This is a genomic window from Variovorax sp. GW531-E2, from assembly GCF_059423125.1.
The window spans coordinates 41,321-63,509 of sequence record NZ_JBWKXQ010000008.1; the positions used below are offsets into that span (position 1 = coordinate 41,321).

Below are 22,189 nucleotides of genomic sequence, written 5' to 3' on the forward strand. Positions count from 1 at the left end.
TGCCAGGGCTTCCCGCGATGGCTACCATTGCGCCCCATGAAAAAGCTGCCTCTTGCCGGGATCGTCGGTCTTCTTGTCTCGTGGCTGGCCGGCCCCGTGCTCGCTGCGCCCGCGGCGCGGGTCTTCGTGGCCGTCAAGACGCCCGAGGCCGTCGACGCCATGTGGCGCGCCCACCTGTGCGCCTTGCTGCCCCAGCCCTGCGATGCGCGGGCGCTGAAGCTGCACCGCCCGCGCGACGGCGGCGCGCCCGACGACTACCTGCTCACCTCGGAAAAGCCCCTGGCCATGGCGCGCCTGAAGCGCGACGCCGGCGCCGGTGGCTGGCAGCTCGCGCAGCTGCACGATTTCTCGACCTACGTGGCCTCGCAGCAGCGCGACCGCCCCAGCACCGACCCCGAGCTGCACCTGGCCCTCGCGCCGGTGCTCTACCCGCTGGCCGAGGGCCGCTGGGCCGTGGCCGTGACCCAGCACGAATCGGAAAGCTATTCGGGCGGCGGCGCGTCCTATGTGACGGCCGACTTCGTGCCGCTGGACACGCCGCCCGGGCAGCGCGCCAAGGCCGCGCGCGAGAGCATCCCGTACTGGTGCTCGCGGTCGATCCGCGCCTGCTTCAGCGAGAAGGAATACAAGACCTCGAAGCACTGCCACGACGAAAGCCGCGGCAGCCTGCGCATCGCCTACGACGCGCCGGCGAAGGCCGGCGGTCCCTATGTGTGGCGCTACACCTGGCTGCAGAGCGAATGGCCGGCGCACACGGGGCCGGCCGGCAACAAGCGCACCAGCGTCGACTTCACGGACGACAGCGCGCAGAAACCGACCGCCTGCGACGGCGGGCTGCAGTAGGCAGGCAGCAGCAGCGGATCAGTGCCGCGGCACCGTCACCGCGCCCACGTGCAGCGTGCGCCCTGCGCCCAGCCCCGCCATGACCAGCACCACGCCCAGGCCGACGAACAGCCACGCCGAGGCGTGGAAGCTGCCGGTCCAGCCGTGCAGCAGCCCGGCCAGCAGCGGGCCGAAGGCCGCCACCATGTAGCCCACGCCCTGCGCCATGCCCGACAGGTGCGCGGCAATGTGCGAATCGGGCGAGCGCAGCACGATCATGGTGAGCGCCAGCGCGAAGGTGCCGCCCTGCGAAATGCCCAGCACCACGGCCCAGGTCCACATGCCGCCGGGGGCGTCCAGCGGCGCGAACAGCATGGCCAGCATGGCCGCCACCGTCATCGCCGACAGCACCACCGCCAGTGCGCGCTGGTTGCGCAGCTTCACGGCCAGCGCCGGCACCACGAGGCACGTCACGACCTGCGTCATGACCGACAGCGACACCACGTAGCCGGCCATTTCGCCGCTGAGCCCGCGCTCGCGCAGGATCGGCGCCAGCCAGCCCATCACGATGTACGCCAGGGCCGACTGCAGCCCCATGAAGAAGGTCACCTGCCAGGCCAGCCGGTCGCGCCACAGGCCGCGCACGGTGAAGCCCGATTCGCTGGCCACCGGCTTGAGCGGCAGCGCCTGCGGCGCCCAGATGAACGTGACCAGCGCGGCCGGCACGGCCCACATGGCGAGCGCCAGCGTCCAGCCGCCGCCCAGTGCGTGCTCCAGCGGCACCGTCAGGCCCGCGGCGCTGGCGGCGCCGCCGCACACGGCCATGGTGTACAGGCCCATCATCAGCGCGGCCTGCTTGGCGAAGTCGCGCTTCACCAGGCCAGAGAGCAGCACGTTCGACACCGCGATGCCGCTGCCCGCGATGGCCGAGGCCAGGAACAGCAGCGGGATGTTGCCGGTGCCGCGCAGCACCGTGCCCACGCCGATCAGCACCATGCAGCCCAGCAGCGTGCGCTCGGTGCCGAAGCGGCGCCCGAGCCAGGGCGCCATCGGCGCGAACACGCCCAGGCAGACGATGGGCAGCGTGGTCAGCAGGCTGGCGGCGGTGGCCGACAGGCCCGTGGCACGGATGATTTCCGGCAGCACCACCGACAGGCTGGCGAACACCGGGCGCAGGTTGAAGGCGATGAGCACCACCGTCAGGCCCAGCAGCAGCCGGCGGCCCCGGCTGGGCGTCGGCGTGGGGCGCGGCGCGGGCAGGCTGTCGACTTCGGCGTCGATCAGCAGTTCTTCGGCGCCCGATGGCGCCGCCTGGGTGCGTGCGGTGGCAGCAGCACCCGTGGGCAAGGTCATCGTGCTCATGCCGTGCCCAGTGCGAGCGCGTTGAGCGTCGGCGCCATCAGCTCGCGCACGGCGGCGGCGGCGCGCTCGGGGTCGCGGCTGGCAATGCCTTCGACGATGGCGCGGTGCGCCGCCTCGTCGGGCTCGGGCAGGCTGGCGCTCAGCGTGCTGGCGATGGTTTCCTTGATGTAGCCGGTGATGAAACGGCAGGTCTCGACCAGCGCCAGGTTGCCCGACACATCGACGATGGCCAGGTGAAAGGCCAGGTCGCGCTCGATGAAGGCCGCGCCGCCGTCGGCCAGGTCGGGCTGGCCGCGCTTGTCGAGCAGGGCGTTCAGCCGGCGCAGGTCTTTCGCGGTGTGGCGCACGGCGGCGAGCCGGGCGGCCTCGACCTCGAGCGCGCGGCGCACCTCGAACTGGTCGCGCAGGCTGGCCAGGCGCAGCTTCTGCAGGCTGGCCGAGGGGTCGAAGCCCGAGCGCACGTAGGTGCCCGAACCCTGCCGCACCTCGAGCAGGCCGCGCGAGACCAACGTCTTCACCGCCTCGCGCACCGTGCCGCGGCTCACGCCCAGCAGCTGCGCCAGCTGGGGCTCGATCGGAATGCGCGAGCCGATGGGCCAGCGTCCCGCCGCGATTTCGGTGCGGATGCTGTTCGCGGCGGCGTCGGCCAGGGAGGTGCGGGGCGGTTGGACGAGCATGTGATCAGGGCGGCTTATTCATTCAATGATTGGATGAATTTAACCATTGTCAAAAAGACGCGGTCGGCGGGAGGGGCATGAGGCGGCGCGGCGGGGGTGCCTGGCCGCCCGCTTTACCAGCTGCCCGAGGCGCCGCCGCCGCTGCTCGAACCGCCGCTGTCCGAGGAGGACGAAGACGACGAGGAAGAGGAGGACGACGAACTGCTGCTGCTCCAGCCGCTGTCCCCATCGTCGTCGCTGCTGCCCGATTCCCAGACGCCGGGCGGCAGGAAGCCGATCAGCATCGAGAAGAACGCCGCCAGCCCAATGGGAATCCACGAGGTGTCCGGCACCGGGCCGGGCGAGGTGATGTGAAACACGTAGCCGCAGATGCCCGCCACGATGACCAGCCGGACGAGGAAGCTGACCACGCTGCGCTGGAAGGTGTTGACCATGCAGCGCACGATGATCACCGCGAACAGCGTCACGCCGCCGATGCACAGCGCCCACAGGAAGCCCCACCAGAAGCGGTCGGCGCCGACCGTGAATGCGACGGCGACCAGCGACGCGATCACGAGCACGAAGCCGCCCATGAAGATGGCGGCCGTGCGCGACATGCCGCAGAGAAAGCCCAGGCCGTAGCCGAAGATCGCCGGCATCGCCAGCACCAGCGCGATGGCCGGGTTCAGCAGCGCCGCGCCGGCCGCCAGCGGGCCGGCCCCGAGCAGGCCGAGCACCAGGCGCAGGTCGCGCGGGGCAGGGCGCGCACGCGCCGGTTCGGGCTCGATCGCCGCCAGGGCGTCGGCCCAGGGTTCGGGGCGCGCACTGCCCTTGCGCTGGCCCTTGCGTTGTTTCTCTTCGGCACGCCGCGAGGCCGAGGTGCCGCGCGGCGGGTCGCGCTCGATGCCGCGGCCGTGGTAGATGCCCAGGCCCAGGCCCCACAGCACCACGCCCAGCAGGCCCCAGCCTTCGGGCGTGACGTGGCCGCCGCGCGTCAGGCTGGTGACTTTCTCTTCGTCGGGTGCGGCGGCGTGGTCCACGACGATCTGCTGCGATTCGGGCGCGACGACGCCCACTTCGCCGTCGAGCAGCCGCGCGAGCGCGCCCACGGCCGCCTGCACGCCGCCGGCGAAGTCGCCCTCGCGAAAACGCGGCGCCATCTCGCGGTCGATGATGCGGGCCGCCTGGATGTCGGTCACCGTGCCTTCGAGCCCGGTGCCGACCTCGATGCGCATGCGGCGGTCTTTCTGCGCCACGAGCAGCAGGATGCCGTCGTCGGCGTCGCTGCGGCCCAGCCGCCACTTCGCGAACACGCGCGTGGCGTAGCCCTCGATGGTGTCCTCGCCCGTGGTCGGCACGATGAGCACCGCGAGCTGGGCCTGGGTGCGGCCCTGGATGTCGGCGATCTGCGCGCGCAGCGCCTCGGCCTCGCCGGACGGCAGCGCCTGCGCGAGGTCGACCACGCGCGAGCTCATCGGCGGCACCGGCACGGGCTTGGCCTGCGCGGCGCGCGGGCCGGCCAGGCACAGCACCAACAGCAGGCCCAGGCACAGCGACAGCCAGCGGGGCATCGACAGCGACACGCGCACCAGCGCGTTCATCGGCGCGCGCCCTTGGCCGCCACCACGCCCGCGCCGCGCACCTCGACCCGGCGCTGGTCGACCACCTTGCCGCTCGCGTCCACCAGCTCGATCAGGTGCCGGCCGGGCCAGGGCAGCCACTGCGCGCTGTTGCCGCGCGCGTGGAACTTGCCGTCGATGCGCCACTGCACGCCGCGCCCCTCGGATTCGAAGCGCACGCGCTGGCGCTGCGGCGGAATGTCGGGGTCGAGCGCCAGGATCGTGCCGTCGGCCGGCGCCGTGATGCGCGCCGAGGCGGCGTCGCTCGCCATGCCGGTGTCGAGCGCGAACAGCGGCTGCTCGGTGCCCTGCAAGAACCATTCGCTGCGCGCCGCTTCGAGTGGGCTGCCGTCGGCGCCCGGGCCGAAGCTCACGCGCGCCTCGACCAGCCCGGCGGGCGGCGCGGGCGCGCGGCTGGGTTCGCGCGCGTGCAGGAAGCGCATCACCTCGGCCCACACGGGCGCGGCGCCGCTGGTGCCGCTCACGTCCCACATCGAGGCGCCGCTGGCGTTGCCGACCCACACGCCGACCGTGTAGCGCTGCGACCAGCCCACGGCCCAGTTGTCGCGCATGTCCTTGCTGGTGCCGGTCTTCACGGCGGTCCAGAAGCGGGTGGACAGGATGCTGTCCAGGCCGAAGGTGCGCGTGCGCGCGTTCGGGTCGGACAGGATGTCGCCGACGATGAAGGCGGCGCGCGGGTCGAGCAGTGGCGCGGTTTCTGCAGGCTTCGTCTTGTTGGCCGGGGCAGGGCGTGGCGTGAGCGTCGTCGCCCCGAAGCGCCCGCCGTTGGCCATCATGCGGTAGGCATTGGCCAGCGACAGCAGCGACACCTCGGCGCTGCCCAGCGCCAGGCTGTAGCCGTAGTAGTCGCCGCTCTCGCGCAGCGGCAGGCCGGCGGCGCGCAGCTCGCGCGCGAAGGCCTCGGGCGACACCATCACCAGCGTGCGCACGGCCGGCACGTTGAGCGAGGCGGCCAGCGCGGTGCGCGCCGACACCGGGCCCTTGAAGCGGCGGTCGTAGTTCTGCGGAATGTAGAGGCCGCTCGCGGTGCTGATCTGCGCCGACGAGTCCTCGATCAGCGAGGCCGCCGTGATGCGCTTCTCGGCCAGGGCCTGCGCGTACAGCAGGGGCTTGAGCGTGGAGCCGGGCTGGCGCAGCGCGGTCACGCCATCCACCTCGGCGGCCTGGCTCAGCGGGCCCGAGGAGCCGACCCAGGCCAGCACCTCGCCGCTCGCGTTGTCGAGCACCACGAGCGCGCCGTCTTCCACGTGGCGGTCGCGCAGTTCGCGCAGGTGGCGCTGCAGGCTGTCGAGCGCGTAGCGCTGCAGCGGCGCGCGCAGGGTGGTGCGCACGCTGGTGGGGGCGGCGGACTTGTCGTTCCCTGCATCACGCAGCTCGCGCAGCACCCGCCGCGCGGCATGCGGCGCGATGCCTTCGTTGGGCTCGAACGCGCGCCGCTGCACCACCGCGCTGGTGAACATGTCGAGCGCCTCGCAGTCGGTCTTGGCGCCGGGCTCCATCACGCGCAGCACTTCGCAGGCGCGCTGCGCCACCAGGGCGGGGCGGGCGTTGGGCGCGCGCACCAGCGCGGCGGCCACGGCGGCCTCGCGCGCGTCGAGCCCGCTCGGGGCCTTGCTGAAGAGCGTGCGCGAGAGCGCGTCGATGCCGACGATCTCGCCGCGGAAGGGCACCGTGTTCAGGTAGGCCTCGAGGATCTGGTCCTTGCGCCAGCGGCGCTCCAGCTGCGTGGCGGCCACGGTCTGGCCGATCTTCTGCGTGAAGCTGCGCCCGCCCGCCGCGCGGCGCAGGTCGTCGTCGAGCAGGCCCGCCAGCTGCATGGTGATGGTCGAGGCGCCGCGCGTGCGCGTGTTCCACAGGTTGCCCCAGGCGGCGGCCGAGGCGGCGCGCCAGTCGACGCCGCTGTGTTCGTAGAAGCGCTTGTCCTCGCTCAGCACCATGGCCGCGCGCAGCGCGGGCGACACGTCGGCCAGCGCGGTCCACTGGCCGCGCCGCACCGTGGGGTCGGTGCGCACGCGCTGCAGCAGCTCGCCCTGGCGGTCGAGCACGGCGGTTTCGGAGGAGCGGAAGTCGCGCTTCACTTCCTCGAAGCTGGCCAGCGCCCAGGCGGAGGGTGCGGCGGCTGCCGTCAGCAGGACCACGGCCAGGGTGTGCCGGGCGGTGGAAGAAAACGAGAACGCAAGAGGCATCGCAGCAGACGGGGCCGCGGGGCGGCAGGCAAAGCGGAGACGGCCCATTCTCCGCCATGCCTTGCGGGGCCCGTCCACGGGCGCGTCAGGTGCCGACGTACGCCGCGAGATGCTGTCCTGTGAGCGTGGCGCGCTTGGCGACCAGCTCGGCCGGCGTGCCCTCGAAGACCACGCGCCCGCCGTCGTGGCCGGCGCCGGGGCCCAGGTCGATGATCCAGTCGGCGTGCGCCATCACCGCCTGGTGATGCTCGATGACGATGACCGACTTGCCCGCATCCACCAGCCGGTCGAGCAGGGCCAGCAGCTGCGCCACGTCGGCCAGGTGCAGGCCGGTGGTCGGCTCGTCGAGCACGTACACGCCGCCCTTCTCGGCCATGTGCGTGGCCAGCTTGAGCCGCTGGCGCTCGCCGCCCGACAGCGTGGTGAGCGGCTGGCCCAGGCTCAGGTAGCCCAGGCCCACGTCGGCCAGCCGTTGCAGGATGGCGTGCGCGGCCGGCGTGCGCGCCGGGCCTTCGCCGAAGAAGGCCGCGGCCTCGGTCACCGGCATCGCGAGCACCTCGCTGATGTCGCGCCCGCCGAAGCGGTGTTCGAGCACCGAGGCGTGGAAGCGCTTGCCCTCGCACTCTTCGCAGACGGTGGCCACGCCGGCCATCATCGCCAGGTCGGTGTAGATCACGCCCGCGCCGTTGCAGGTGGGGCAGGCGCCCTCGGAGTTGGCGCTGAACAGCGCCGGCTTCACGCCGTTGGCCTTGGCGAAGGCGTTGCGGATCGGGTCGAGCAGGCCGGTGTAGGTGGCCGGGTTGCTGCGCCGCGAGCCGCGGATGGCGCCCTGGTCGACCGCCACCACGCCCGCGCCGGCGGGAATCGATCCGTGCACCAGCGAGCTCTTGCCCGAGCCCGCCACGCCGGTCACCACCACCAGCACGCCCAGCGGAATGTCGACATCGACGTTGCGCAGGTTGTGCGCCTTGGCGCCGCGGATCGGCAGCGCGCCGGTGGGCTGGCGCAGTTTTTTCTTGAGCGCGGCCCGGTCGTCCAGGTGCCGGCCCGTGAGCGTGCCGCTGGTGCGCAGCGCTTCCACGCTGCCCTCGAAGCAGACCGTGCCGCCCGCCGCGCCCGCGCCGGGGCCGAGGTCGACGACGTGGTCGGCGATGGCGATGGCCTCGGGCTTGTGCTCCACCACCAGCACCGTGTTGCCCTTGTCGCGCAGGCGCAGCAGCAGCTCGTTCATGCGCTGGATGTCGTGCGGGTGCAGGCCGATGGTCGGTTCGTCGAAGACATAGGTCACGTCGGTGAGCGAGGAGCCGAGGTGGCGGATCATCTTCACGCGCTGCGCCTCGCCGCCCGAGAGCGTGCCCGAGGGACGGTCGAGGCTGAGGTACCCGAGGCCGATCTCGACGAAGGAATCGAGCGTGTGCGCCAGCTTGGCCAGCAGCGGCGCCACCGAGGGCTCGTTCAGGCCGCCGACCCACGCGGCGAGGTCGCTGATCTGCATCGCGCAGGCCTCGGCGATGTTGAGCTTCTTGATGCGCGAGGAGCGCGCCGCTTCGCTCAGCCGCGTGCCCTCGCACTCGGGGCAGGTGGTGAAGGTCACGGCGCGTTCCACGAAGGCGCGGATGTGCGGCTGCATCGCCTCGACGTCCTTGGCCAGGAACGACTTCTGCACCTGCGGAATGAGGCCCTGGTAGGTGAGGTTGATGCCGTCGATCTTGATCTTGGTCGGCTCCTTGTGGAGCAGGGCGTCGAGCTCCTTCTTGGTGAACTTGCGGATCGGCTTGTCGGGGTCGAAGAAGCCGCAGCCGTTGAAGATGCGCCCGTACCAGCCTTCCATGCTGAAGCCCGGGATGGTGAGCGCGCCTTCATTGAGCGACTTGCTGTCGTCGTAGAAGGCGCTCAGGTCGAAGTCGGTGACCGCGCCCCGGCCCTCGCAGCGCGGGCACATGCCGCCGGTGCGGCTGAAGGTCTGCTTCACCGTCTTGGCGGCGCCGCGCTCCACGGTGATGGCACCGGTGGCTTTCACCGAGGGCACGTTGAAGGCGAAGGCGCTGGGCGAGCCGATGTGCGGCTTGCCCAGGCGGCTGAAGAGGATGCGCAGCATCGCGTTGGCATCGGTCGCGGTGCCGACGGTGGAGCGCGGGTCGCCGCCCATGCGCTCCTGGTCCACGATGATCGCGGTGGTCAGGCCGTCGAGCACGTCGACCTCGGGCCGCGCCAGCGTCGGCATGAAGCCCTGCACGAAGGCGCTGTAGGTCTCGTTGATGAGCCGCTGCGACTCGGCCGCGATGGTGCCGAACACCAGCGAGCTCTTGCCCGAGCCCGAGACGCCCGTGAACACCGTGAGCCGGCGCTTGGGCAGCTCGACGCTGATGTCCTTCAGGTTGTTCACGCGCGCGCCCTGCACGCGGATGAGGTCGTGGTGGTCGGCGGCGTGCCTGCCGTTCGCGTCCTTCGTGCTCTTTGTTTCCTTCTTCGGGGCCTTGCTGCTCATCGGGTCTTTCTCTGGAAGGGACACGGGGCCGCCACGACGGCGGCGCCCGTGCAGGAGGTCAGGGGGCTGCGGCGCCGGAGGCCGGCTCAGCGTGTCTGCTGGATGCGGATCAGGTTGCCCGCCGGGTCGCGCACCGCGCAGTCGCGCACGCCGTAGGGCTGGTCGGTGGGCTCCTGCACGATCTCGGTGCTGCGGGCCTGCAGGCGCTCGAAGGTGCCCTCGAGGTCGGGCGTGGCCAGCAGCAGCGAGGCGAAGGTGCCCTTGGCCATCATCTCGGCGATGGTGCGGCGCTCGTCGTCGGTGAGCCCGGGCGTGGCGGCCGGCGGATACAGCACGATGGAGGTGGCGGGCTGGCCGGCCGGGCCGACCGTGATCCAGTGCATGCCGCCGTAGGCGACGTCGTTGCGCACCTCGAAGCCCAGGGTGTCGCGGTAGAAGGCCAGCGAGGCCTGCGGGTCGGTGTGCGGAAGAAAGCTCGAGTGGATGCTGAGATTCATGATGGCGAGGGTCCGTGGTTGTGTCGGGCCGTCATGCTAGGTGCGAGGCGGGGTTTCGCGCTTCTCGATTCCTGATCGGCCGCGTCACTTGTTTGGCCACGCACGCCGGCATGCCCGCCGTCGCCTGCGCCGCCTCGCGCCGGTAGACGCCGGGCGACACGCCCACCAGCTCGGTGAAGCGCGTGGTGAAGGTGCCCAGCGAGGCGCAGCCGACCTCGAAGCAGACCTCGGTCACGCTCAGGTCGCCGCGGCGCAGCAGCGCCATCGCGCGTTCGATGCGCCGCGTCATCAGGTAGGCGTAGGGCGACTCGCCATAGGCCAGGCGGAACTGGCGGCTGAGGTGGCCGGCCGACATGTTCGCGTCGCGCGCGAGCGCTTCCACGTCCAGCGGCTGCGCGTGCTCGCGGTCGATGCGGTCGCGCACGCGGCGCAGCCGTGCGAGGTCGGGCAAGGAGGGCTGGGGCTGCGTGGCGGTCATCGGCGGGATCGTGCCACGTCGCTACGGCGTGCTCAAGCGCAGGCAAAGGTTCCACATCCGGTAACGAACTTCACACAAGCGCCTGCATCTGGACACCCGATGCGCACGCGGCGGGGCTTCAATACGGTACGGGCTCGCAGGAGGCGGGCCTGACCGTACAGCCCCACCCAAGGAGAACTCCGCATGACGAAAACACTCGCGCTTCTGCTGGCCGCCTCGGCCATCCTGGCTGGTTGCGTCGTCGCACCTTACGACCGCGGCCCGCCCCCGCGCGGCCATGGCTACGACCGCGACCGTGACGGCGTGCCGAACCGCTATGACCGCGATCGCGACAACGACGGCGTGCCCAACCGCTACGACCGCCGGCCGAACAACCCCTACCGCTACTGACACAGGGCTGAAGCCCCCAAAGAAAAAGACCGCGAGGCACGCAGCCCCGCGGTCTTTTTTCTTGTGCGTGTGTGGATGTGCTCAGGCAGCGCGGCGCGCCATCAGCGCCCACAGGCCCGCCGCGCTCAGCAGCGAGCCGCCCGCCAGGTGAAAACGTCGCTGCGCGCGCGGCGAGGCGAGCAGCCGGCCGGCTGAACTCGCGAACACCGCGTAGAGCGTGGCATTGAGCGTGGCCAGCGCCACGAAGGTCAGCGCCAGCACCCACATCTGATGCGACACGTCGGCGCCCGGGCTGATGAACTGCGGCAGGAAGGCCACGAAGAACACGATGCCCTTGGGGTTCAGGGCCGTCACCAGGTAGGTGTTGGCGAACAGGCGCCAGCGCGAGGCCGGTGCGGCCGGCGTGGCGGTCTCGGTGGACGAGATGCCGGCGCGCAGCAGCTTGATGCCCAGGTACAGCAGGTACAGGCCGCCGACCCACTTCACCACCGTGAACCAGAAGGCCGACGCGGCCAGCAGCGCGCCCAGCCCCAGCAGCGACACCACCAGCGCGGTCGAATCGCCCAGCGCCACGGCGGCCACCAGCGGCACGTTGGCGCGGCGGCCGTGCGACATCGAATAGCTGATCACCGTGAGGATGGTCGGCCCCGGAATGATCAGCAGCAGCGCGGACGCGGCGACGAAGGCGAGCCAGAGTTCGATGGGCATGGGGATGGGGATGGATGCTCCTGGTGGTGTGGGAAGGGCGGTGCGCCGTTCAGCGCGGGAACGAAGTCTTTTTCATGCGTCCGAGGTCGAAACAGGTGCGCCGAAACGCAGCGCGGACCGCGCCTTGGCGCGTTCGGCCTCGATGGCGCGGTCGCGCGGCTCGGCTGTGGTCACCAGCGATTCGATCAGCCGCGTGGCCGTGGCGGCCACCTCGTCCACGGCGCGCTCGAAGGCCTGCTCGTTGGCGCGCGAGGGCACGCTGAAGCCGCTGAGCTTGCGCACGAACTGCAGGGCGGCGGCGCGGATCTCCTGCTCGGTGGCAGGGGGCTCGAAGTTGTAGAGGGTCTTGATGCTGCGGCACATGGCGAATGCTCCGGTCAGGCGCGGCGCAGGGGCCGCGCGGCCAGTCTAGCGAAATCGCGTTTTCTTGCGCAGCACCCGCCGGGGAAGGCCTGCTGGAGGCCCGGGCCCCCCGTTCAGCTGCCTTCGTAGAAGAATTCTTCGCGCACGATCTTGCCGTCCTTGACGGTGTACAGCGCCATCTCTTCCATCGTGAAGCGCTGGCCCGTGGGCTTCATGGTCACGTCGAAGCGAAAGCCCACGATGAAGCGATCGTCGTGCGGCCAGGGGCCGGCCACCTGGAACGAATGCACCTCGTGGTTGGCGACCCACCATTCGCCCTTGGCGCGGATGGCCGACAGGCCCACCGACTCGCGCGACATGCCGGGCGGCGCGCTGGCCTCGACGCTGACGGCCTCCGGCGCGTAGAGCGCCTGGGCTTCATCGAATGTCCCTGCTTTGCACAGCGCCACGAGCTTGGCGGCGATTTCCTGGGTGTTCATGCGTTTCTCCAGTGAGTTGGGGGGATGACGGGAGGCGCAGTGTAGGCCCGCGCACCGTGCGTCGTCGACAGATGTTCAACGCACTGGTTCGTTGAGCGCGCGCAGGCTGTCGACGCCCTCCGGCGAGAGCCACAGCAGCGTGTTCAGGTAGGTCTCGATGCGGTCGACCAGCGCGCTGCGCGGGCCCTCGCGCCATTCGGTGGAACCATAGAACGCCGCCTGCTCGGCCTCCAGCGCCTCGCGGCTCGCGTAGGCGCGCACGAGGTGGTAGCTCTCTTCCTCGTGGTCCGACCGGCCGTAGCTCACCACGTCCATGCCCTTGCTGCGCAGCATGGGCACCGCGCGTTCATGCATCGCGCGGTGGAAGTCGTCGAGGGTGCCGGGCTTGAGGCGGTAGGTGCGGATTTCGAGGAGGCGGGTCATGAGGCGTCTTTCGCTGCAGCGTGAGTTACGCGTAGAGAAACGTAACCACCGTGAAATACAGAACCAGGAGACATGCCAGGATGCCCTTGGCGTTCTTCGTGACGAAATCAATGTAGCGTGACATGGCCTCGTCCGTGAGCCGAGCCTGCAGCGCATGTTCTGCAGGCAGAACAGCACGTAGCAGATAGCCGCCGAAGAAGATGATGGCCACGAGCACGACCATGAGGAGCAGTGGCAGAAGGAGGACCATGAGGGCTTGAGCGTATTCCGCTGGTTTCTACAGCCGGTCGTCAGAGGTCGACGAAGTCATCGGGCATTGCGGCGTGCGTAGCGACACGGTACCGCACGATGCTCTCGCGCGGAATGTCCCGGGAGAACAGGACTTCTGATTCCAGCTCGAATGTCGGGACCGTCTTCCCTCAGGACACCACGTCAATTCCGCCTCGAGACTTGATCTTGTAGAAAAAACCCCGTCCGTTCAATGCATGGTCAAGTGCAATTTCAAAACGTGTGGATGTGCTCACGTAGATGCTCGCACCCGTCTCTCGCATTGGAATTCGTCGCGGATATCGACCACTATCCCTCGCGGTGCTTGCTCAAGCAGGCCTTGATACTCGTCTCTTCGCGATTGAACTTCACGACGCCACTGTAGTCCGATGTGTCGAGTTGGAAGCGACCGTCGTCGCGGACATAGGCGACCAGAAACTGCGAAGCGGCGACGACAAGGTCCACGCGGTAGCCGTCGGCGCGTTTCGTCTGCCGAACGTGTGGCAGCAGGATGTTCTCCGAGGGGGAGGCCATCGCATCGTTGACGCAATCCACCATTGCTGCTTGCTCCGACTTTCGATAGCGGCCATCCACGATGGTCCGAAACTTCGACGGAGTCGCGACGGTGTTTACGCTCGTGGTGAACTCCCCGGTCGACACGGTGGTACAGCCAGACAAAAGGGCCACGATGGTGAGGGAGGCGGCAAGTTTCACAGGTTCCTTCGCTTGATTGCTGGACGTTGGTACTTCATGCCTGGAAAAGGGCGTCGAGTACGCATTTCTGACGTTGCTCAGTCTACCCACGTGCCGACGGCGGCAACGAGCACTTCGAGCTTCCGGCGAATTGGATCGTGAGTGGGGCAGGGGCGTGAATCGCTGTTGCTCTTGTCGAGACCTCAAGAGTCATTCATTGCGGTAGTCCAGCTGACAATGCTGCCGCGGCTGTTGAGCGGCGCGCGTGTCTGTGGAGCCGCAGATCAGGCTTCCTTCATCGGAACTGCGCTCGGCATCGCTAGGACGGTTGCGTACGGAGTACGCAAGAGCTGATGTTGGGGCGCTTCGGACAGGCATGTCTGTCGGCTTGAGACAGTGAACCCGCTCAGCACGGTGGTGCGCACGCTGTCGTCGCACATGGGGCGCCACATCACGACGATCATTGCGGCCGCGGACCCCGACACCGAGCTGTCGAAGGCCTTTCGCAACGACTTCATCCTGTCGCGCCGCGACGAAGGGCGGGTGCTGTTGCAGCAAGCGGCCGAGGCGGGCGAGATCCGGCCGGATGCCGACCTCGAGATCGAGCTCGACCAGATTTACGGGCCGTTGTTCTTCAGGCCGCTGATGGGGCACGCGCCGCTCGATGCGGGCTTTGTCGAAGGGCTGATCGGCAGCCTGCTCGTCGGGCTTGGCACGAGCCCCGCGAGCGGCAAGCGCAAGCCCGCAACGCGTGCGTCACGGAGCAAGGCGGCCTGAAGCGGTGGGGGTGTCGGTGGGCTGAAGCAGGTCCCACTTGTTGCCGCAAAGATCGAGGAAGACGGCAACCGTACCGTGCGGCTCGTGGCGCGGCGCTTCGAGAAAGCGCACGCCGCGGGATGTCATGTGTTCGTGGTCGGACGCGAAGTCCGTGGTGTGCAGGAACAGGAAGACACGCCCGCCGGCCTGCTTGCCGACGCTGGCGCTCTGCTCGTCGGTCACGGCCTTGGCCAGCAGCAGCGCGGTGCCGGCATTGCCGGTGTTGCGTGCTGGCGCAACCACCACCCAGCGCTTGCCTGGACCGCGCGGCGTGTCTTCGACCAACTCGAAGCGCAGCGCCTCAGTGAAGAAGCGGATGGCTTCGTCGTAGTCGTGGACGAGGAGGGTGACGGTGGCGAGTTGGCGGGTCATGGGAGGCGTTTGCGTTGCGCTGTCGTGTGTGCTGGCGCTGTCGTCCGCGATCGCGACGCAGCGCTCCATCAGGCCGGCCTCGCGCACCTCTTCGGTAGTGTTCACCTGGAACACGTTCTTGCCGCAGTCGCCGCAATACCGGACGCCGGGCGTGGCGGTGGCTTCGAGTGCGTCCCAGAGCTTGGGGCACGAGAGCGATCCGTCGTGCCCGCTTCCCGGCGGCGCCTGTGGATCGACTGGCGCGCGACCGATGCGGATCGACTTCTTCATGGGGGCGGTGGGCGGCGGGTGCCGAGGATGTACTGAGCGACCCATTCCGCCTGTTCCGGTGTGTCGGGCATGTCGACGCCCCGGGAGCGGCTCAGCAGGTGGAAGATGTTCTGGCGCGGAACGCCGAGTCCGTGCAGCAGGCTGCCCGCGATGAGGCCCGTGCGGCCGATGCCTGCGCGGCAGTGGATGGCGATGGCCTTTCCGCTCGCCAGTTCGGCGCCCAGTTCGGCAATGAAGGCCGCCGCGTCCTGCTGCGATGCCGGCAGGCCTCGGTCCGGAATCGGGAAATGCCGGAACACGATGCCATGTTCGGCGCACAGCGCAGGCTCTTCCCGGAGTTCAAGTGCCCTGATTTCCTGCGCCTCGAGCAGGGAGACCACCATGTCCAGCGATGCACGCTGCCAGGCTGCCACCTCGGCGCGCAGCTGGTCACCGCCGCGCGGGCGTGCCATCAGGCCCAGCCGATGCGGCTGTATGTCGCGGACCCAGTGGATGGTGGTCTCGAACATGGTCTGCGGACCTTACAGCCGATCGATCAGCCGCATCGCCCTCAGGTGAAAACGATCGCCGTCTTGTGCGCGATGCTCAGCCGCGCCGATTCGTACAGCAGCAGCCACGACTCGGTCTCGCGGTAGAGGCCTTCGTCCTCGCCCATGCTGTCGGCGATCCGCGCCGCTTCCTCGTCGGACAGCTCGCCGTCCGAGAGCGTGATGCCGAGGGCTGGCGCCACCAGCACCAGTTCTTCGAGCAGGCGGTACGACGAGCCGAGCATGCCGCCGGGCAGGTCGGTCTCGTCTTCCCCGGCGAAGATCACTTCTTCGAAGTCGACCGGCAGGTAGAAGCCTTCCGCGTCGGAGTGGCACAGCAGGTGGCTTTCGAACAGGCCCGCCACGTCTTCGAGCGTCTCGTCTTCCGTAGGGTCGGCGTCCTCCGGCAAGGGCGTGGCCATCCAGCCGGGCGTCGTCACGCGGTGTGCGTAGGCGCGACGCAGGTAGTGGATGAACGAGTAGGGCAGGCCGTCGAGCGGTGCGCGGGATTCGAGCGGCGGCAGGCTGCGGGGCTCGACGTGCGCCGGCAGGCCGGCTTCGGCGAGCTTGCGGTTCGCGGCGGCGAAATCCGCCTCGAAGTGTTCGGCGCTCTCGGGATCGTTCTCGATCAGGTCGGCGAGGATGCCGACGCAAATGGCCAGGCCCATGGGGTTCTCCAGGTTGTGGGTTCGTCGCGATGGTGACGAGGCGCGGTGAAGGCGGGATGACGGCCCGCCTTCACCGTGGGGTGCCCCGTTACTTCGCCGCCTCCACCTTCACCCGCGCATTCGGCGTCTCGCCGAACATCTCGGGCGCGTACATCGCTTCCACGCGGCTGGGCGGCAGCGCGAAGTCGCCGACGTTGTTCAGGCGCACGGTGTATTCCATCTTCACCACGCCCTTGGGCAGGTACTCGTAGTAGCTGCGGAAGGCCTCGAAGCTGCGTTCCTCGAACGCTGGCCAGCCGCTGCCCGACTTCTTCTCGCCCTGCGTGGCGATCTGCGAGTCGCGGCCCAGGCCGCTGCCCAGGATGGTGGCGCCGCCCGGGACCGGGTCGGTGATCACGACCCAGGTCATGTCGGTGCTGGCGTTGACCTCGATGCTCACGCGCAGCACGTCGCCGCGCGTGTACTTGCCGGCCACGGCCTGCTCGACCGGCGTGATGGTCTTCTTCAGCGCGTAGCCCGCCGCGAACGGCGCCTTCAGCTGCACGGCGGCCAGCGACTGCAGCGTGAGCCACGGCTTGCCGGTGCCCTGCTGCGTGACCAGCAGCGTGTCGCGCACGGGCGCACCCGTGGGCGATGCGGACCAGGGCAGGAACATCGTGTTGTTGCGCAGGTTGCCCGGCGAGGCGGGCGCGCCGAACATGGTGGTCTGGTTCGGGGCGCCGCTTGCGTCGCTGGCCTTCACGCGTTCGACCTTGCTCCAGTCGACCTGCGCCTTCACCGCGCCCAGCGTGGCGGCGGTGACGCCGGCCACCGGCGTGCTCTCGAACACCTTGCTGAACTTCTCCAGCGCCAGCCCGCCCCACAGGTTGGCGGTGGTGGTGTGCCAGGCGCCGTTCTGCTGGCGGCCGATGAAGCCGTTGGCGAGCTTGCCGATGTCGTCCTTCCAGGCCGGGTCGTCCATCACCGTGAGCAGCAGGCGCGCGGTGTTGACGTCGCCGTTGGTCATGAGCCACCACCAGTAGTCGTCCTGCTCGGTGCTGAAGATCAGCTTGGTGCCCTGGTACGACAGGCGCGCCTTCAGCACGTTGTTGGCTTCGTCCAGGCGCTGCTGGCGCTGCGGCACGTCGTTCACGCGCTTGAGGATGTTGACCCAGTCGATCACCGCGCTGGTGGGCCACTGGTTCGGCGCGATGGTGATGCTGCCGAGCATGCTGCCCTTGGCCTTGCCGTAGCGCGACAAGGCTTCGAGCGCGGCGAGCTTGCGCACGTCCAGGTCCTTGCGCGGGCTCCAGAACTCGCGCGTGACGCGGCCTTCGACGAACGCGATCAGGCCCGATTCCATCGGTGCGCGCGCGTCGTCGGCGAGCGCGAAGGCCGGGTTGAGCTGCGCCGCTTCGTGCGTGGCCGCGAGCAGGTACGACGTGAGGATGTCGCTGCCGCGGTTGGCTTCGCCGTCGCGCGGCGGGAAGTAGCTGGCCAGGCCGTCGCTGTCCAGGTAGGTCGGCAGCGTGGCCAGCACGCCCTGCCACATCTTCGCGTCGCGCAGGCCGACCGCCTTGCTGGTCTTCTGCTCGAGGCAGCTGAAGGGGTAGTTGGCGAACCAGTCGCGCACGCCCGGCAGGCCTTCGGCCAGCTTGGGCTGCAGCGACATCTTCAGGCCGCCGCGGCCGGGCAGGGCGTCGGCGGGCGGTGCCACGTCGAGCGTGAACGGCCCGTCGACCTGCACCAGCGTGGCCTGCTGCACCGTGAGCGGCACGGCGGGCACGATGCGCTGGCGCACCTTGAGCGCGTCGCGCGCGCCACCGACGGTGTCTTTCGCCTCGATCTCCCACAGGATGGCTTCGGCGCGCGTCTGCGCGAGCTGCGCGGGCGCGGTCACGTTCCAGGCCACTTCACGCGATTCGCCGGCCGGAATGTCGACGGTCTGCGTTTCGAGCGTGAGCAGCGTGGCGCGCGGCGTGGCTTCCACCTTCATCGGTTTCTGCGTGGTGTTGCGCAAGGTGATCTGCGCGCGGAACTGGTCGTCCTCGCGCACCAGCGGCGGCAGGCCGCTGATGATCTGCAGGTCTTGCGTGGCCTGGATGCTGGCCTGGCCGGTGCCGAACAGGCTGGTGCCCGCATCGGCCACGGCCACGATCTTGAAGGTGGTGAGCGCGTCGTTCAGCGGCACCGTCACCACGGCCTGGCCGTTGGCGTCGAGCACGATCTTCGGGTTCCACACGAGCAGGGTGTCGAGCAGCTCGCGCGTCTGGCCCTTGCCGCCGCCGCCGCCCGCGGGCACGGCCTTGCGACCGTAGTGGCGCCGGCCGACGATTTCCATCTGCGCGGTGGAGGTGCTCACGCCCCAGCTGCGTCGCTGCAGCATCGCGTTGAGCAGGTTCCAGCTGTCGTTGGGCATGAGCTCCAGCAGGGCCTGGTCGACCGCGGCCAACGCCACTTCGGCGCCGGCGGCCGGCTTGCCGTCGGGCAGCTTGGCGGTGATGGTGACCTGCGCCTTGCTGCGGATCGGGTAGCTGGGCTTGTCGCTGGTCACGGTCACGTCGATCTGGTGCGCGCGCGTGCCGACGCGGATCTCGGCCATGCCCAGGCGGTAGGCGGGCTTGCTCAGGTCGACCATGGCGGTGGGCGCGACATATTCCTTGCCTTCGTACCAGAAGGCGGTCCACCACTCGCGCGGCGCCTTGAAGCCCCAGGTGAAGAAGCTGTACCACGGCACTTCGCGCAGGCGCCCGCGCAGCGCGAGCACGCTCACGTAGGCGTTCGGGCCCCACTCGGGCTTGACCTGCAGGCTGACCGTCGGGTCCTTGCCGTCCAGCTGCACCACGTGCGTCTCGATGATGCCTTCGCGTTCCACCGCCACGAGTGCGGTCGCAAAGCGGAACGGGCTGCGCACCTGGAACTTGGCGACCTCGCCGGGTTGGTAGCTCTTCTTTTCGGGCAGCACGTCGATGCGGTCGTTGTCCTCGCCGCCGAACCAGAGTTCGCCCTGCTTGGTCACGTAGACCGAGCTCACGGCGCTGGCGCTGCGGCCGTCGCTGTCGGTGGCGCTGGCCACCAGCTCGACCTCGCCGGCTTCCTTCAGCTCCGACTCGCACAGCAGCAGGCCGCGCGAATCGCTCTTGCCGGAGCAGACGGTGCCGATGTCCTTGGTCTCGGTCTTGTTGTCGTAGGTGTAGAAGCCGCCCACCATGCGCTTGCGGCTGGTGGTGGTGATGCGCGCCACGGCACGCACGTTGAGCGTCACGCCGGCCTGGGGCTTGCCCGTGAGGTCGAGCGCGAGCGCCTGGAACTTGAGCTTCTGGCTGGTGGAAACCCAGCCCTCGGTCTTGATGCCGGCGATGACCGACGCGGGCCACAGCGTCTGCGTGCTGCGAATGGTCTGCACCTCGCCGTTCGGGTCGGCGTAGGTGGCTTCGAGCAGCAGCTCGCGCGCGGCCTTCACCTTGGGCACCTTGTCGATCGTGACCTTGCCGGCGCCGTCCTTGTTCAGCGTGAGCGGCAGCTTGTCGGCGATCACGCGGGTGTCGTTCACGCTGTTGAGGTCTTCCTCGCCGGCGCTGGTGTCGGCCGCGGTGGCGGCTTCGCTGCCGTCGCCGGAAGCGCGCGGCGGGTTGAAGCTGAAGGCGTCGTAGTCGGAAAAGCTCAGGCCCTTGCCGCGCACCATGGCCGACACGCGCACCGGCAGGTTGGCGGCGCCGCCGCCGGCCACGTAGTTGATCTGCACGTCGGTGGGCACGCTCGTGGCGGCCACCAGCGGCTTCTTCTCGGTGGGCGCGATGCGGCCCTCGAGCACGGGCAGGCGGAACTCCTCGACGCGGAAGATGCCTGTCGAGTAGGTGCGGTTGTTGCCTTCGTCGCTGGTGCCGTCGCCGCTGCGCAGCTCGACCTGGTACACGCCGAGCTTGGCGGCCGGCGGAATGGCAAAGCTGTTCTCGGCGCTCAGGCCGCCGGTGGCGGTCTTGCGCCAGGCCAGCGGCTGGGTGAAGCGCTGGCCGCTGCCCATGTGGGTCACGACCAGCGTGTCGGGCCGGTCTGCCGGCAGGCCGAAGCCCTTGCTGGTCTGGGTGCGCAGCAGGCTCTTCATCGACACCGTCTCGCCGGCGCGCAGCAGCGTGCGGTCGAAGATGGTGTGGGCGATGCCGTCGGGGCGCACGTCCAGGCTGGTGGGCACGTTGAAGCGCCAGGGCTCGATGCCGCGCTGCCAGTCGCTCCAGGTGAAGGCGAGGTCTTCCACGCCCTTGTCGTCCTTGGCGCGCGCGCTCACGAACCAGGCGCTGGTCTCGTACTCGTTCGGGCCGTTGCAGCTGGGCGCATCGGGCGATACGCCGTTGAGCATCACGATGCCGCTGGTGTCGGTGGTGCCGGTGGCCACGGCCTTGCCGTCGCAGCTGGACACGCGCACCTCGGCGCCTGCCACCACCTTGCCCTTGTCGAGCGTGGTGACCCAGGCCATCGAGTTCTCGCGGCCCAGCTTGAAGTGCACGGCCAGGTTGGTGGCCAGCGCGGTGGTGCGCACGTACATCGTGCGCCCGGCGTTGTAGCGCTCGTCGAGCAGGGCTTCGCCGAGTTTCTGCGAGGCGATCTCCAGCACGTGGAAGCCCGGCGTGAGCGGGATGCCGACCACTTCGAAGGGGCGCGGGTCGCCGCTCTCGGCCTTGGGCATGTCCAGGGCCTTCACGCCCGGCTGGCCGCCAAGCAGCGACACCATGCGCGTCTGCACGTGCGAGCGTTCGTTCTTGTCGATCACCGGGGGCAGGGCGCCCTTCACGTCGCGGCGCGCGGTGTCGCGGCTGACCGTGTAGCTGTCGTAGCGGCGCACCTTGCGGTACCACGCGATGATCTCGGCGTCGGTCTTGGGGTTGAGGTCGCTCACCTTGCCGGGCGTGAGCGCCTGCACCATGAGTTGCGGCTCCACGCGGCGCACGGTGACCGGCATCATGGCCGGCGTGCCGGGCTCGGCCAGCCGTTCGATCACGCCGAAGGGCGAGGCCGCGAACTTGGCCAGCGGCGGCATCGCGCCGGTCGCCACCTTCAGCGGAAAGCTGCCGGGCGTGCCCAGCGGGCGGCCCGAGGCGTCCTGGAAGCCGGAAGGCAGCTCGATGCTGAACTGCGTGCTCTCGGCCAGCGGCGGGCCGAAGCTCGCGCTGTTGACCACGTCGTCGTCGTTCTGCGAGCCGCCGCCGCTTTCGAGCGTGGCCTTGATCGTCTTGCCGTCGCCCTTGAGCACGATCTGCGACGCCACCTTGCGCGTCACCGGCGCGTTGAACTGCAGCTGCATCGGGCGCAGCGGCAGGCAGGCGGCCTGCGCGTTCTCGCGCTCGCAGGTGAAGGACACGGCGAAGGGCTCGCGCACCTGGTAGTCGAAACGGCGTTCCACGTTGTTGGCGACGCCCGACGGCGTGGCCACGCCCTTGCCGTAGACGACCTGCACCTTGGCACCCGGCGTGAGCGTGCGGTTGCACTGCATCGTGATGAAGCGCAGCGGGTCTTTCGCGGCTTCCTTCTCACGGTGGAAGGCCTTGAGCAGCTCGGTGCGCGCCTCGCCCTCGAGCAGCTTGGCTGGAATGCGTTCGCCGACACCGTCGGCCGCGCACCAGACGTTCTGGCGCACGCTGTCGATGGTGGCCGCGCCGTTGAGCTCGAGCACGAACATCTGCTGCTCGTCGATGCGGGCGTAGGTGCCCGGCATGTAGTTGCGCACGAACGGGCCGCCGCTATTGAATTGATAGCGCTCGGGACCGGTCAGCTCGCCGCCGCCGGCGGGCTTGAAGGTGGGAACGCGGGTGACCGAGCAGCGCACGCCGGGCGGCAGGTCGTTCTCGAAGTCGTAGACCCAGGCCTTGGCGTCGGTCCAGCGGCCGGTGCCTTTGCCGGCCTGCGCGTCGGAGCAGCTCACGGTGAGCGGGGCAGGCGCCTTGGGGTCGCCGAAGTTGACCGCCGCCTGATCGAATTTGGCGACGACCTGGCGCACGCGCGCCACTTCGCCCTGCGGGGTCAGGCTGGTGATCTGAAGTGCATGGCCCGGGCCCGCCGCGAGCGCGCCGGCGGCCAGTAGCAATGTCGGAATGAAACGGTTCACGGAGT

20 protein-coding genes are annotated in these 22,189 nt (G+C 69.6%); 3 read left to right on the plus strand and 17 right to left on the minus strand.

What is annotated here, in order from left to right; genetic code table 11:
- The first annotated feature begins 36 nt into the window (after positions 1-36).
- Positions 37-843, plus strand: a complete 807-nt coding sequence (locus tag AC07XP_RS07640; RefSeq protein WP_495264273.1) for a hypothetical protein — start codon at positions 37-39, stop codon at positions 841-843.
- A gap of 18 nt (positions 844-861) precedes the next feature.
- On the opposite strand, the gene AC07XP_RS07645 is transcribed toward AC07XP_RS07640, so the two are convergent.
- From AC07XP_RS07645 to AC07XP_RS07675, 7 genes are all read right to left on the minus strand, one after another.
- Positions 862-2,175: a CynX/NimT family MFS transporter gene (locus AC07XP_RS07645; RefSeq protein ID WP_495264334.1), complete on the minus strand. Its 1,314-nt coding sequence runs from the start codon at positions 2,173-2,175 to the stop codon at positions 862-864.
- Between the two features lie 5 nt (positions 2,176-2,180).
- Positions 2,181-2,861, minus strand: a complete 681-nt coding sequence (locus AC07XP_RS07650; RefSeq protein WP_095949614.1) for a FadR/GntR family transcriptional regulator — start codon at positions 2,859-2,861, stop codon at positions 2,181-2,183.
- Between the two features lie 113 nt (positions 2,862-2,974).
- On the minus strand, positions 2,975-4,441 hold the full coding sequence (locus AC07XP_RS07655; RefSeq protein ID WP_495264274.1) for a TPM domain-containing protein: 1,467 nt from the start codon (positions 4,439-4,441) through the stop codon (positions 2,975-2,977).
- Positions 4,438-6,666, minus strand: coding sequence for a penicillin-binding protein 1C (gene pbpC, locus AC07XP_RS07660; RefSeq protein ID WP_495264275.1), 2,229 nt, complete (start codon positions 6,664-6,666; stop codon positions 4,438-4,440). The genes AC07XP_RS07655 and pbpC overlap by 4 nt, the downstream gene beginning before the upstream one ends.
- Before the next feature lie 85 nt (positions 6,667-6,751).
- Positions 6,752-9,154: an ATP-binding cassette domain-containing protein gene (locus tag AC07XP_RS07665; RefSeq protein ID WP_495264276.1), complete on the minus strand. Its 2,403-nt coding sequence runs from the start codon at positions 9,152-9,154 to the stop codon at positions 6,752-6,754.
- An 86-nt stretch (positions 9,155-9,240) separates the two neighbouring features.
- Positions 9,241-9,651, minus strand: a complete 411-nt coding sequence (locus tag AC07XP_RS07670; protein ID WP_062474355.1) for a VOC family protein — start codon at positions 9,649-9,651, stop codon at positions 9,241-9,243.
- Between the two features lie 31 nt (positions 9,652-9,682).
- Entirely contained in the window at positions 9,683-10,129 is a 447-nt protein-coding gene (locus AC07XP_RS07675; protein ID WP_159273156.1) for a helix-turn-helix transcriptional regulator, read from the minus strand.
- 183 nt (positions 10,130-10,312) lie between these two features.
- Between AC07XP_RS07675 and AC07XP_RS07680 the strand changes: the two genes are divergently transcribed.
- On the plus strand, positions 10,313-10,519 hold the full coding sequence (locus AC07XP_RS07680) for a hypothetical protein (protein ID WP_062474353.1): 207 nt from the start codon (positions 10,313-10,315) through the stop codon (positions 10,517-10,519).
- An 81-nt stretch (positions 10,520-10,600) separates the two neighbouring features.
- Here AC07XP_RS07680 and AC07XP_RS07685 read toward each other — a convergent pair whose 3' ends face one another.
- The 6 genes from AC07XP_RS07685 to AC07XP_RS07710 form a co-directional block, all read right to left on the minus strand.
- A complete protein-coding gene (locus AC07XP_RS07685; RefSeq protein WP_495264277.1) occupies positions 10,601-11,227 on the minus strand; it encodes a LysE family translocator in 627 nt (208 codons plus the stop codon).
- Between the two features lie 72 nt (positions 11,228-11,299).
- Positions 11,300-11,590 carry a DUF2277 domain-containing protein gene (locus tag AC07XP_RS07690; protein ID WP_495264278.1) on the minus strand — a complete coding sequence of 97 codons (291 nt, stop codon included), beginning with the start codon at positions 11,588-11,590 and terminating at the stop codon, positions 11,300-11,302.
- 113 nt (positions 11,591-11,703) lie between these two features.
- The gene (locus AC07XP_RS07695; protein ID WP_070062203.1) at positions 11,704-12,069 is read right to left on the minus strand and encodes a nuclear transport factor 2 family protein; all 366 of its coding nucleotides are present in this window, start codon (positions 12,067-12,069) and stop codon (positions 11,704-11,706) included.
- 75 nt (positions 12,070-12,144) lie between these two features.
- The gene (locus AC07XP_RS07700; RefSeq protein ID WP_495264279.1) at positions 12,145-12,492 is read right to left on the minus strand and encodes an NIPSNAP family protein; all 348 of its coding nucleotides are present in this window, start codon (positions 12,490-12,492) and stop codon (positions 12,145-12,147) included.
- A 25-nt stretch (positions 12,493-12,517) separates the two neighbouring features.
- Positions 12,518-12,715, minus strand: a complete 198-nt coding sequence (locus AC07XP_RS07705) for a hypothetical protein (RefSeq protein ID WP_143606032.1) — start codon at positions 12,713-12,715, stop codon at positions 12,518-12,520.
- A gap of 353 nt (positions 12,716-13,068) precedes the next feature.
- A complete protein-coding gene (locus AC07XP_RS07710) occupies positions 13,069-13,473 on the minus strand; it encodes a hypothetical protein (RefSeq protein WP_390341839.1) in 405 nt (134 codons plus the stop codon).
- 375 nt (positions 13,474-13,848) lie between these two features.
- On the opposite strand from AC07XP_RS07710, the gene AC07XP_RS07715 reads away from it, so the two are divergent.
- A complete protein-coding gene (locus tag AC07XP_RS07715; protein ID WP_495264280.1) occupies positions 13,849-14,229 on the plus strand; it encodes a TetR-like C-terminal domain-containing protein in 381 nt (126 codons plus the stop codon).
- Here the strand turns inward: AC07XP_RS07715 and AC07XP_RS07720 are convergent.
- From AC07XP_RS07720 to AC07XP_RS07735, 4 genes are all read right to left on the minus strand, one after another.
- Positions 14,209-14,910: a VOC family protein gene (locus AC07XP_RS07720; RefSeq protein WP_495264281.1), complete on the minus strand. Its 702-nt coding sequence runs from the start codon at positions 14,908-14,910 to the stop codon at positions 14,209-14,211. The genes AC07XP_RS07715 and AC07XP_RS07720 overlap by 21 nt on opposite strands.
- Positions 14,907-15,419 (minus strand): phosphatase domain-containing putative toxin, encoded by a 513-nt coding sequence (locus tag AC07XP_RS07725; protein ID WP_495264282.1) that lies wholly within the window; start codon positions 15,417-15,419, stop codon positions 14,907-14,909. Before AC07XP_RS07725 ends, AC07XP_RS07720 begins: the two co-directional genes overlap by 4 nt.
- Before the next feature lie 41 nt (positions 15,420-15,460).
- Positions 15,461-16,105 (minus strand): putative DNA-mimic protein, encoded by a 645-nt coding sequence (locus AC07XP_RS07730; RefSeq protein WP_495264283.1) that lies wholly within the window; start codon positions 16,103-16,105, stop codon positions 15,461-15,463.
- Positions 16,106-16,193: 88 nt separating this feature from the next.
- The gene (locus AC07XP_RS07735) at positions 16,194-22,184 is read right to left on the minus strand and encodes an alpha-2-macroglobulin family protein (RefSeq protein ID WP_495264335.1); all 5,991 of its coding nucleotides are present in this window, start codon (positions 22,182-22,184) and stop codon (positions 16,194-16,196) included.
- Positions 22,185-22,189: the final 5 nt, after the last annotated feature.

Coding starts and splice junctions, on each gene's coding strand:
- AC07XP_RS07640 (WP_495264273.1), top strand. CDS start 37: ATGAAAAAGCTGCCTCTTGCCGGGATCGTCGGTCTTCTTGTCTCGTGG.
- AC07XP_RS07645 (WP_495264334.1), bottom strand. CDS start 2,175: ATGACCTTGCCCACGGGTGCTGCTGCCACCGCACGCACCCAGGCGGCG.
- AC07XP_RS07650 (WP_095949614.1), bottom strand. CDS start 2,861: ATGCTCGTCCAACCGCCCCGCACCTCCCTGGCCGACGCCGCCGCGAAC.
- AC07XP_RS07655 (WP_495264274.1), bottom strand. CDS start 4,441: ATGAACGCGCTGGTGCGCGTGTCGCTGTCGATGCCCCGCTGGCTGTCG.
- pbpC (WP_495264275.1), bottom strand. CDS start 6,666: ATGCCTCTTGCGTTCTCGTTTTCTTCCACCGCCCGGCACACCCTGGCC.
- AC07XP_RS07665 (WP_495264276.1), bottom strand. CDS start 9,154: ATGAGCAGCAAGGCCCCGAAGAAGGAAACAAAGAGCACGAAGGACGCG.
- AC07XP_RS07670 (WP_062474355.1), bottom strand. CDS start 9,651: ATGAATCTCAGCATCCACTCGAGCTTTCTTCCGCACACCGACCCGCAG.
- AC07XP_RS07675 (WP_159273156.1), bottom strand. CDS start 10,129: ATGACCGCCACGCAGCCCCAGCCCTCCTTGCCCGACCTCGCACGGCTG.
- AC07XP_RS07680 (WP_062474353.1), top strand. CDS start 10,313: ATGACGAAAACACTCGCGCTTCTGCTGGCCGCCTCGGCCATCCTGGCT.
- AC07XP_RS07685 (WP_495264277.1), bottom strand. CDS start 11,227: ATGCCCATCGAACTCTGGCTCGCCTTCGTCGCCGCGTCCGCGCTGCTG.
- AC07XP_RS07690 (WP_495264278.1), bottom strand. CDS start 11,590: ATGTGCCGCAGCATCAAGACCCTCTACAACTTCGAGCCCCCTGCCACC.
- AC07XP_RS07695 (WP_070062203.1), bottom strand. CDS start 12,069: ATGAACACCCAGGAAATCGCCGCCAAGCTCGTGGCGCTGTGCAAAGCA.
- AC07XP_RS07700 (WP_495264279.1), bottom strand. CDS start 12,492: ATGACCCGCCTCCTCGAAATCCGCACCTACCGCCTCAAGCCCGGCACC.
- AC07XP_RS07705 (WP_143606032.1), bottom strand. CDS start 12,715: ATGGTCGTGCTCGTGGCCATCATCTTCTTCGGCGGCTATCTGCTACGT.
- AC07XP_RS07720 (WP_495264281.1), bottom strand. CDS start 14,910: ATGAAGAAGTCGATCCGCATCGGTCGCGCGCCAGTCGATCCACAGGCG.
- AC07XP_RS07725 (WP_495264282.1), bottom strand. CDS start 15,419: ATGTTCGAGACCACCATCCACTGGGTCCGCGACATACAGCCGCATCGG.
- AC07XP_RS07730 (WP_495264283.1), bottom strand. CDS start 16,105: ATGGGCCTGGCCATTTGCGTCGGCATCCTCGCCGACCTGATCGAGAAC.